At 58.7% G+C, this 10,189-nt stretch carries 7 protein-coding genes; all 7 read right to left on the minus strand.

What is annotated here, in order from left to right; genetic code table 11:
• Positions 1-369: 369 nt before the first annotated feature.
• A complete protein-coding gene (locus Q1A59_RS17600; RefSeq protein ID WP_298402288.1) occupies positions 370-1,794 on the minus strand; it encodes a hypothetical protein in 1,425 nt (474 codons plus the stop codon).
• The gene (locus Q1A59_RS17605) at positions 1,791-3,266 is read right to left on the minus strand and encodes a hypothetical protein (protein WP_298482936.1); all 1,476 of its coding nucleotides are present in this window, start codon (positions 3,264-3,266) and stop codon (positions 1,791-1,793) included. Before Q1A59_RS17605 ends, Q1A59_RS17600 begins: the two co-directional genes overlap by 4 nt.
• 165 nt (positions 3,267-3,431) lie before the next feature.
• Positions 3,432-4,844: a type III-A CRISPR-associated RAMP protein Csm5 gene (gene csm5, locus Q1A59_RS17610; protein WP_298406349.1), complete on the minus strand. Its 1,413-nt coding sequence runs from the start codon at positions 4,842-4,844 to the stop codon at positions 3,432-3,434.
• Between the two features lie 44 nt (positions 4,845-4,888).
• Positions 4,889-5,989 carry a type III-A CRISPR-associated RAMP protein Csm4 gene (gene csm4 / locus Q1A59_RS17615; protein WP_299645315.1) on the minus strand — a complete coding sequence of 367 codons (1,101 nt, stop codon included), beginning with the start codon at positions 5,987-5,989 and terminating at the stop codon, positions 4,889-4,891.
• Between the two features lie 189 nt (positions 5,990-6,178).
• Positions 6,179-6,994, minus strand: a complete 816-nt coding sequence (gene csm3 / locus Q1A59_RS17620; protein ID WP_298406345.1) for a type III-A CRISPR-associated RAMP protein Csm3 — start codon at positions 6,992-6,994, stop codon at positions 6,179-6,181.
• A gap of 20 nt (positions 6,995-7,014) precedes the next feature.
• Positions 7,015-7,467, minus strand: a complete 453-nt coding sequence (csm2, locus tag Q1A59_RS17625) for a type III-A CRISPR-associated protein Csm2 (protein WP_298406343.1) — start codon at positions 7,465-7,467, stop codon at positions 7,015-7,017.
• Between the two features lie 33 nt (positions 7,468-7,500).
• Positions 7,501-9,630, minus strand: coding sequence for a type III-A CRISPR-associated protein Cas10/Csm1 (gene cas10 / locus Q1A59_RS17630; RefSeq protein ID WP_298406341.1), 2,130 nt, complete (start codon positions 9,628-9,630; stop codon positions 7,501-7,503).
• Positions 9,631-10,189: the final 559 nt, after the last annotated feature.

Below are 10,189 nucleotides of genomic sequence, written 5' to 3' on the forward strand. Positions count from 1 at the left end.
CCCCCCTCTCCCCGCGTGGGAGAGGGGGCAAGGGGGGAGAGGGGACCATCCCCGCGGGGGAGAGGGGGGCAAGGGGGGTGAGGGGACCATCCCCGCGTGGGAGAGGGGGGCAAGGGGGGTGAGGGGACCATCCCCGCGTGGGAGAGGGGGGCAAGGGGCGCATTCCCCTCACCCTCGGCCCTGCCCCTGTTGCCCCCACCCCCAGCCCCTCCCCCACAAGGGGGGAGGGGAGCCAGCTTCTTGAAAGGTAAGAAACACTCTCGCCTTCCCTCCCCCACAAGGGGGTGCTCCCTCATCCCCGGCTTGCTACTCGGTATCTGTGCGTCTGTGTCTCTGAATGGGAGTGCGAGCTTGTAACCACCGCCCCTGCTACGGCTGCAACAGACTCGCCAATAACCGATTTATCCTTCGGTACGGCGACTCTGGCAATGTCTTACCGCAAGCCTGTTCGTAGAGCTGACGCAAGTGCGGCACAATCTGATCGGCTGCCGATGGATGGGCTGCATCGCCAGCAAACGCACGGGCTAGACCGGCTTTTTGTACGCCTTCGAGGCTGTGGGTCAGCTCGTTGCGCCGCTTGACGAGATTATCGAGCTTAGCAATTGAGACTAGCAGGTTATGCCGCGGGGTTATGAGCTTTTCAAGCAGCTCGCGCAACACTGACCGATCGGCATGCAAATCACGGCTCAGGTCGCGGTCGCGGGAAAGCGTGAACGACTGCCGTTGGAGCCATTCACGGGCAAGGTAGACCCCATCGTCGTCGGGTAGACCGCGCCGATTACGAAAACGAGCGCCGTGTTGGAGACACAGATACCGCAGTAGGTTTTCTTCAAAACGTACCACTTGGGTAAGAAAGTCGGCGTACAATCCAATTTCATAGCGAGCGGCGGCAGCATGCACGACCTCGGCCAAACGCATAGAACGGTCGACTTGGGTCACTTGAGCACGTAGCTCGTTGATCGCGTCTTGCCATGGCCCAGCCCGCTGAACTTTTTCCAACGCGCGGCGAGCGTTGAGAAAATCGAAGTTGAAACGATGATGGGCATAGGCGAGTAGCGGGGCAAGCAACGAGGCTGCTACCGGATTAAGTCGGTCGGTGATGATAGCTTCTTGTTCGAGCAGGGTTTTGGCCGCAGCAGCGTAGGCGTAAGTGTCAGCGTTGGAACGCAGCGTAGCGCGCAACGGTGCCGCTAACAGCCGACGACCGGTATTGAGCGCGACTGGCGCTGCATGTGGTTGTGGTGGGATCGAGAGCACTTCGGTGCGGCCACCGAAAGCTTCAGTACCGGCAATGAGCAGGCCGGTCGTCATTGCCGGTGTACCACCGGTCACTTCGAGAAATGCGGTGTGTCGAGGATAGCGCTGCGCCAACGACAGCAGTTGGCGTTCGAGAAAACGCAACGTGCCGTCGTAGTCTGATGGATCACTTCCCCGGCCCTGTTCGTCTTGAATGATCCACGTGATAATTTGGTCGGGTGCAAGCGGTGAGTAGGGTGTCAATCCATCGGCGAGCAGCCGGGCAATAATCGCTGCCGAATATACGGTATCGCTATCTCGAAACGTGACAGTGTCCGGCTGATCAGAAGCGATCAAGATCACTTGGGTGAGCACAACCCCTCGTTCGGCCAGATAGCTTAGTGCCTTACCAATGATTGGCAGGGTAAAGCTCGTGCGCAGTTCATCGTACTGCGCGAGCGCGGTCTGCGCCCACTGCCGTTCACGGGACGCAGTTTTGGGCAGCTCGTCACATCTGACATCACGAGTACCAACGTTACAGATCAAGAGTGCATTCATAGGCTGCGTTGCAGTTCGCTCCGTACCCGCTCGGCAATTCGGTCGAAGGGCGACTCAGTGTCAGCAATGTCGAGCTGGCGCATAATGTTGTGCAAATCGGTAATGATCTTCTCAGCATCGTCTTTGTAAATTGCCTCAATTGCCTCGCGCGATACGCCGGCAAAGCCATGAGCGATCACACTCTGGTTCCGCAGCTCAGCCAGCCTGTCAAGCCGGTCAAGCATCGCCTTAACTGCACCGAGCCGTTCCCGCTCTTTTTTCGTAGCAAATGGCGTGCCATCAGCCCGCTTACCGCCATCACGGACAAATTCGAGCATTGCTTGCATTACCGGTCGGTTGGGGCCATCACGATAGCGCAGCGGCTTGCCATCAATGGTCTTCGCTTCAAGATGGGAGCGCAGATCAGGATGAGCATCAATCTGTTCGAGATAGCGAGCCAAATTCGCCTCACGCACCTCTTTGCTGAAATCGGTCGGCAAACTGAGATAGCGCTCGACGACCAAGCGCAGCACACCTTCTTGGAAGCGAAAGATGCGGCCAAGCATATCGGCGTAACGGCCATTGCGGTAGGCAATCTCGGCATTGTAGGCAACCTCGCAGAGCAACGCTGCTGGATCACTGTACTCACTGAGCTGGCGCAGATTGTCGCGTAGTTCGGCGCAGAAAGCGCGCTGCGACCCGCTGGCGTGCCGTTCGGCCCGCTCGATGGCCTGTTGGGCGCGTTGGAAGTCGAATGCCTCACGGTAGACGGCATACTCAAGCAGTGCCACGATCCAATCAGCTACCTTAGCCCGCCGCGCACCGAGCAACGCTGCCGGGAAGTTGTACTGTTCAAGTGCAGCTATCGCGTTCATGCGCTGAAAGGATTCAAGCATCTTTTCGCCAATCCGTAGCTCGGTGACGCGACCGCCTTCAGGCGGGTAGATGAACCGGCAGCGCTCGGCATAGGCGATAATGGCTTGCAATTGCAGAGCAAAGTTACAGGCTGGAATACCGCCGGCGGTAAGAATGTAGCATACTTCAACCGTTGGATCAGCCAGACGGGCCAGCAGGTGGGTATAGGCTTCAAACACCTCATCGTAAACACTTGGATTGAGGTCTGGCCCATGCCTACTTTCAATCCGCTCGGTATGCACCTCGGTTATCCAGTCAGCGTACTGCGTTTGCACCCACCGTGCAGCGATCCGAGCGAACCAGATCGTATCTTTGTCACGCAAGCTAACACCGAAGCGATCAGGTCGGGTGGTTATCTGATTTTCCGGCTGGTCGGTGTAAAAGCAGATCAGACGCGCCGATGCGTGCGGATGCTGTTGGCGAATGTAATTCAAGCACGGCGCGATGATCGGCAGGTCGAACTGATGATCGGCAAATGTGCGCCAGAGCGCTTCTCCGTCAGGTCGTGGACGCTGCGGACGCTGACCGTCGGCGATGAGATCGCTGTTGCCAACATTGCACATGATGAGGATGGTCATACTCAGTTGCCTCCTTACAGCGAAACGGCTCATGGGTGCGCACGGATCGTGACGGATTAGCCCGGCTTGGTTCACCCACCCGACCCTATACCCATCCGTGGTCTGTTGCCCACCTTCTTTTGTCGCATAGGCCACGGATGGATATGGATCGTCGTGAACCGTTTCTCAACCGTTCCGTTCCTCAATCGTCACGCACACCCAACCCAACGGCAGCCACGGTTGGCCATTACGCATAATGACTTTGCGCGTCGCCGGAAAGGCATCGCCGGGTTGAAACCGTTCTGAGCGCTGACGGTTGAGTTTCATGTTGTATTGTTTGACCGCCTGTACAAACGCTTCCTCGCGCTGCTCACCGCGTAAGCGATTATCGAGCGTCTTCGAGCGCCAACCGGCACCCCAGCCGAGCGGAACGAGAAAGGCTGTTGTGCCTTCGAGTTGCCGCAAGCGATCAGCGATGCGGTCGTAAAAGCGAACAAGTTCGGCAGCAGCGGTATGTCGCTTGAAGAATGCCAGTTCGCTTTCGATCAACCCTTGTGCTCGTTGTCGTCCGCTTGCCGCTAACGCTGCCGGTTGTAACCGTTGCGCCCAATCGCCAAAGTCAATAATTGCACGTGCATCACGGTTGGTAAACGGATATTGCTCAATCTGCAAAACGGCAGTGAAAGTAACTCCAGCAGGAATAGCTTCGACAGCAATCGGTGAGCCGCGCGGAAAGACGCGCACTTGCAAGAGCAGCGGACTCTGGGCGATCGGTTGGCTGTCGCTCACATGAACAGTACGCAGCACATCACGCAACATGTCGTGGCTCACTCGCTGGTCATTACGCACCTTGCGCCCGTAAAAGATGGCCTGTTCAATCTGCCTAGCTACGCGACGGTTGTCACGCTCATCGGTGTACGTTTGCAACTGTCTCGTCGCCCGCTCGGACGCCAGCGCCCACGCCAGTACGCTGCGCAATGCCCCCTTGAGCGATGAACCGGGCAGGTAGAGGCGGTCAGCAGGGTTTTTCACGCAGGCGAGAATTGCGCTGTATTCAGATTTCACTTCAGGCTGACCAGCGTAAGCGTAGCGCACAATTGGCGAACCAACAGTCAGATCGTCAGGCGTCAGCAATTTGCTCTCGAGCAGATCGCTAAAGCCACTGTTACGCAGCAGCTCAGGTGGCACGACCGGCCCTACACCGCCAGTCGCAGCGAGTTCCTCACGTTCCTTGCGTAGGCGGGCAAAGGCTTCTTTGATCTTCTCGGCTTCAGTCGCCAGCCGCTGCTCTTCTTTTGCGGCCTTGCGCGGATCGCGCGGCGGCGACTGCTCAAAGCGGGCAATCTCAGCGATGTTGCGTTGCTTCCGCTGTTGTAGCTTCTCTTCGCGCGCGGACAGCTCGGCTTGACGCTGTTCGGGACTGGGTTGGCGCTCAAGCCAGCGCTGCAACGCCACCTCAAGCGCAGCGTCACTATCAATGACGTAGGTCATTTTGTTGATGACGGTGAAATCAATCTCTCTGAGCAGTGTCTTCCCGCTGAGCACGCACAGCGGGCTAATCGTTTCGATGCGCAGCCGATAGACGTGATTGATGGGCATAACACTCCTTTCGCGACGTGAACGTCACACGACCAGATGGGGTATCAACCGCCAGACGCTGCCGCAGTCTGCTCATCAGGCACCCCCACGGCCAGCGCCAACCCGCTGCGGTAGATCGGGTGCAACACTGTATCATCGGGCCGCACATCGATCACTCGCCCGCTTGGCAGCCGATCAACCATTGCCAACACCGCACCTTCGGCGATCATCATCACCGGTTTGCGCCGCGAAGTGACGCCACCGGCTGCCAGCAGCCACCCACCCACATCCACGAATTGGTACGTCGATCGTTCATCACGCACCAGCGCCAATTCTTCCCTCGTCGGGATGTAGCGCGAAAGCAGCACGGCGCGCCGGTGCGGGCCGGGTAGTGCTAAGGTCAATTCGCTGCGTCGCCACGCAAACGCGCCGTAGCCGTTGGTACGTTTGCCGCCGAGGCCACTCTCGCCCAACAATGTCAGTAAGCGCTCGAAACGGGTCTGCGCCGTAGGGTCGGTAAACGCAACCAGTATGCTCAATCCCGCCCCCGGCGCAAAGAGTACCCGCCCCACTTCATAGTAGGCAGAAGCGGCGCTGCGCCGGTCAAGCGTGACGCGGGGGATCGCATCGACCTGCCAGAGCGGCGTAGTGCGCAACCGTGCCCGCCACGCAGCGTCTGGCTCGCCATTCGCCGGTTTCCATGGCGGTGGCAACTGCCGCGCTTCCGCTTCACTGATCCAGACTTTGCCTTGCTGGAGAGCAATAATCTGCAGTGGCAACGAGCTTCCTTGGCATACTGCCGTGAAGAGCTGTGGCGAGAGGTAGCGCAGCTTTTTCAGTTGCTTCGCTACTACCTCAGCGTCGGTCGCGGGGCGTAACGGCAACAGTGGTCGCGGCAAGAGCGGGAGGCCGCCAATGGTCGGTAGCAACGAACTATGGCGCAGCGGCGGATTCCCCTCTACAAACGGCGCTGCCCATGCCGGCCCACCGTCGGCAGCAGTCTCTCTTTCGCTCACGGCTGCCTGTACCACGAGCGCAGCAAAGAGTGAATCAGAAGCGAGTGTCTCACTCGTCTCTTCTAACCCAATCCCTTGCCGACCAAAATGAAACACAAGCGAAGCCGCAGGCGCGTGCGGCACGAGCTGGTAAACGGTAAATGTAGGCATATCAAGCTCCGCTAGGTCTCCCCGCAATCTCAGCGTCCCGCTCGGCGATGACTCCCGATGAGAAGGGATGGTACAGGTCATAACTCTCCTTCTTCACACCGCTAGCCTGCTGTGCCGAGCGACGTTCGTAAGGGATGAGGAACTCTCAGCTTACGCACCACGCCTCGATATGAGCGCATGCAGACGCGGTCAGGCAGCAAAGAGCCGTTGCAATTCAGCTATCACCCGTGTACGATCTAGCTCGCGCAACGTCGGCGCTGCTACTACTTGCTGTACCTCATTCGAGACGCCGGGACTAAGCCGGCGCGCCGCAATCTGCACCTGTTGCAACTGCACTTGCCCGTTGCCGCGTGACCCCATCCCACCGAGATAGTCATCTTCAAGGTAGGCAAAAGCCTCCAGCAATGCACCAAACAGCTCGACCACCTCGTTCACTTGTTCGCCATTGCCAACGTACACACTGTAGACGGCCTCAGCCGGGCCGAAGACCGCTCCCGCCGGCACTCGCTCAATCTGACGCGGTGCAGCCGCTGAGGTCACCCGGTCAATTGCTGCTTCCCACTTCACCTCTGTATAGGGCAGATCGGTGCGCAACTGGCGCAGCTCCTGCTCGGACTCTTTGGTCAACGGCACGTCACGGATCGCGAGGCGGGTCGGGACACTAACGGTACACTCTTTGTGGCTCGGCAAGGTGCCGAACACGCCGGCAATCGGGCGAAAGCGCCGATACTCGTCTTGCGTTGTTGGCACATGCACGTACACACCATCATTCACGCGGAAGGTTTGCGGTGCGCCGTAGACCTTCTCCATCAACGAGCGCAGCTTACCCTTCAACGACGAACCGGGAATGTAGGGCTGATTCGTGCGTGGATTGCGAATGACCGGCTTATCAAGACCACCAATCTCAAGCCCGCCGGCAGCACCACCAATATGCAGACCGGTTAGCAGCTTAATCTCGGCGCGCAGAAAGATACGACCATGCAGAGTCACGGCGTGGGTTGTCATCGCTGAAAAACCTCCCCTGCTCAATTCGTCTTGCCACCGTAGTAGCGATGGTAGGCCAAGATTGCCTCAAACAGATCGACGAAGGTATGAAAACGACGTGCATCGTCACCAACCAGATCAATCGCCTTCGAGATCGTGTCGGCAAAAGCGCGGAGCGCCTTATTGTTGCTGAACCGTCCCACCTGATACGCCAACTTCGGCTTAAGCATCAGCAGTCGGCGTTGCACGGTTATCGGCAGCTTTTCGGCGCCAACCGGCACCTCTTGCTCGATAGAGCGCACCTCGCCAAAGATGTTGCGAATCTGCGAGGTGGTGAGACTGCTGCTCAACTCTCTGCCAAACCGATTGGCTTCCGCCACTAATGCTTGCATGGCCTCAGGCGTAGTGTTGCCGATGATCGCCCGCAAACGCTCTTCAGCAATCGCTTGGATCGAATCTTTACCCGGTTGACCGCCCATCTGGGTTCGCACCATAGCCATAGCTCCTTTCTTCACGATCCATGCCTTCTATCGACCGCCACGCAACACCAACTGCGCCCAGCGTGCCGCCAGCCCTGCTGGGAAGATCGCCCGCTGCGCCACCGCCTCAGCGCTGAGCAAACGCTCGCGCAGCGCCTCAATCTGCGATTTTACACTCCCCGACCGCTCGGCAAGGCGAGTCAGGTGATACGCACCTTGCCACATCCACGGCCCCACAATCACCTGCTCGGTGCCGGTGCGGGTGAAGCTGCGTCGTGCCCGTACTGCCATCGTTTGGATCGCCATCAACACACTACGCGGCACACCACGGTTGATCAGATCGAGCAATTCGTCCTTGAGCTGCACCGCTTGCCGAAACTCACTCCAGCTTAGGGTCTGACCGAGAAACGTTATTGCGTCTTTCCGCCGACCATCGGCATGCTCATACGCCTTTGCCGCATCGAGCGCATTGCCAGCATCTTCTGCCGCCTGATACAGTGGATAACCAGCGTGGTGCAGGGTAATTCCCGCCGAGAGCGTCACCGCATTGCTCGTGTAGCGCGCAAAATCGTCATAGATCGTCAGCGCCAATTCAGGAATGAGTGACCACGACCCGACCAAAAAGAGATCGTCGCCGCCACTGTAGACCGCATAGATACCACCATTGCCACGCTGATTAAACCGGCGACACAGTTCGCCGACCCAACCCTCGAAGAAGCGACTGAGCGCACTGCTCAGGGCCGCAGTGACGGCAAGACCGGCAATACCGGCAGGCCGGTGCAAACCACGCCCAAACAGATCACCGAGGTTATCAACATCCATGCGCAACACTGCAATCCGAGGTACTCCGGTGCTCAGGGCAGCAAGCAGGTTAAACGGCGCCACATCACCAACACGCACCTCATCCGCTTGCACCGGATCGAGTTGACGGTAACGCGACATATCGTGCTCGCGCAAACGGTACGCCTCGGTAACAAGATACCGCTGACCAAGCAGCCACGCCCGCGATGTATCGGCTGCCGCTGCCTCATCATCGAGCGCCAATGCTCGGCGGCGCTGCACCGGCAACCGCACCTGCCCAACCAACTCGTAATTAATCCCCAACTCGCTCACCACACTCCGCCACGTCGCCCCACCTGTCGGCGACGCAGTAGTATCGACTAGCAGCACCGCTGCACGGGTCAACTGACGCCCCAACTCGGCCAACGACTCGCCCAAAGGATCGGGCGCGTCAGTGCTATCGTTCCGTGGCGGACGGAGAGGACGTGGCGCGAAGAGACGGGCAAAGTCATCCTCATTCAACGCTGCAAACCGCCGCCGTTTATCACTGTCAATCGCCGCTGATAACGCCGGCCACGTCTGATCACTGTACTGATCGGGGGCAAACGGGGTCGTTGCCCCTAACGCGATATACAGCGCGCCGCGATGGTAGCGCAGCAAGGTTTGAGCAAGCTGCTGTCGCCAAGTCACTATCTGCTCGGCGGCTTTGCCGGGCAACAGAGTATAAAAGCGGCCACCGCCAGCATAAAGCAGATTGCACAGCGGCATCTGACTCTCACGTAGCACCCACTGCGCACAAGCATCGGTCAGCAACTGCAAATAGAACGAACGTCCACGCAACTGGCGCGCGGCACCTTCGGCAGGAATGCTGTAGAGAAAATCCTGCAATCCAGACACATCGCCGCCAAGAAGACAGATCTGACCGTGCGGATCAGCGACGTGCGCCGCCTGTACCGCTGCGTGCAAGCGGGCAAGGTCGTAGAGCGACACGGCTGCCAACGGCGATGGCCATGCCCATGCGTAGCGCTGCAACGCATTAAGCAGCCATTCAAGCCGCGTAGCCAGATCAGGCGCTTGGATCGCCTGCTGGAAAGCAGTGCGCAACGCTTGGCGCAGACGATCATCCGGCGGTTGCGGCGTAGGTTGAGGAAAGAGCACTGCATCGTGACAGTGCAACGGCGCCGGCGTTTGCCACGCTGCCGGTTGCTGGCCCTGCTCAAGCCGGGTAAAGATGGTAGCGATTCGGTCAGGTATTGCCGGCCAACCCGCCTGCGGCGATTGACCAACGACCTGCCACGCCGTTGCGGCAAATGCCAGCGGTGGCGCCTCATGAAGAGCAGCCTGTATCCATGCCCGCAACACATTCACTGCAACGGTTGTTGGATCAGAAACAGTCATACGTCCTGCTCCGTGGCAACTGAGTGAAACTGACAAAGAAACTGATGATGCGTACAATGAACATACTGCGTACTCGCTTAAACCAAGTTAGGCGTCTCGCTTGCTTTTCAGGCAAGAAAATTCTATTAGAATAATATCACTTTAACAACGAAGAAATTTCATCCCTGTTACCCACTCAACTCGAATCGAGACTCCGCCAACGCCCTCGGCACCGATCACAAGTACTATAATAGCAAAAAGGGCGTTCACAAATGTGGATCAGGAGTCGGTTTTTGATGACAATTTACGCAGGTCACCGAACGAGCCTGTGAACAGTGGTAGGGCAGGCTTCGAACCCGCTTCTTTCCCCCATTTGGAGGCGACGCCAGCGGTGGGGAACACCACCTTATCCACACCACCCGCCCTCCCCGTAGGGCGGCACTTATTCCGCCCCTCCCCTCCCCCCGCGTGGGGGAGGGCCGGGGGTGGGGGCAACAGGGGCAGGGCCGGGAGAGGGGGGAATGCGCCCCTTGTCCCCTCTCCCACAAGGGGATGGTCCCCTCACCCCCCTTGCCCCCCT

This window comes from uncultured Chloroflexus sp. (assembly GCF_937951745.1).
In the GTDB taxonomy this organism is placed as follows: Bacteria; Chloroflexota; Chloroflexia; order Chloroflexales; family Chloroflexaceae; genus Chloroflexus.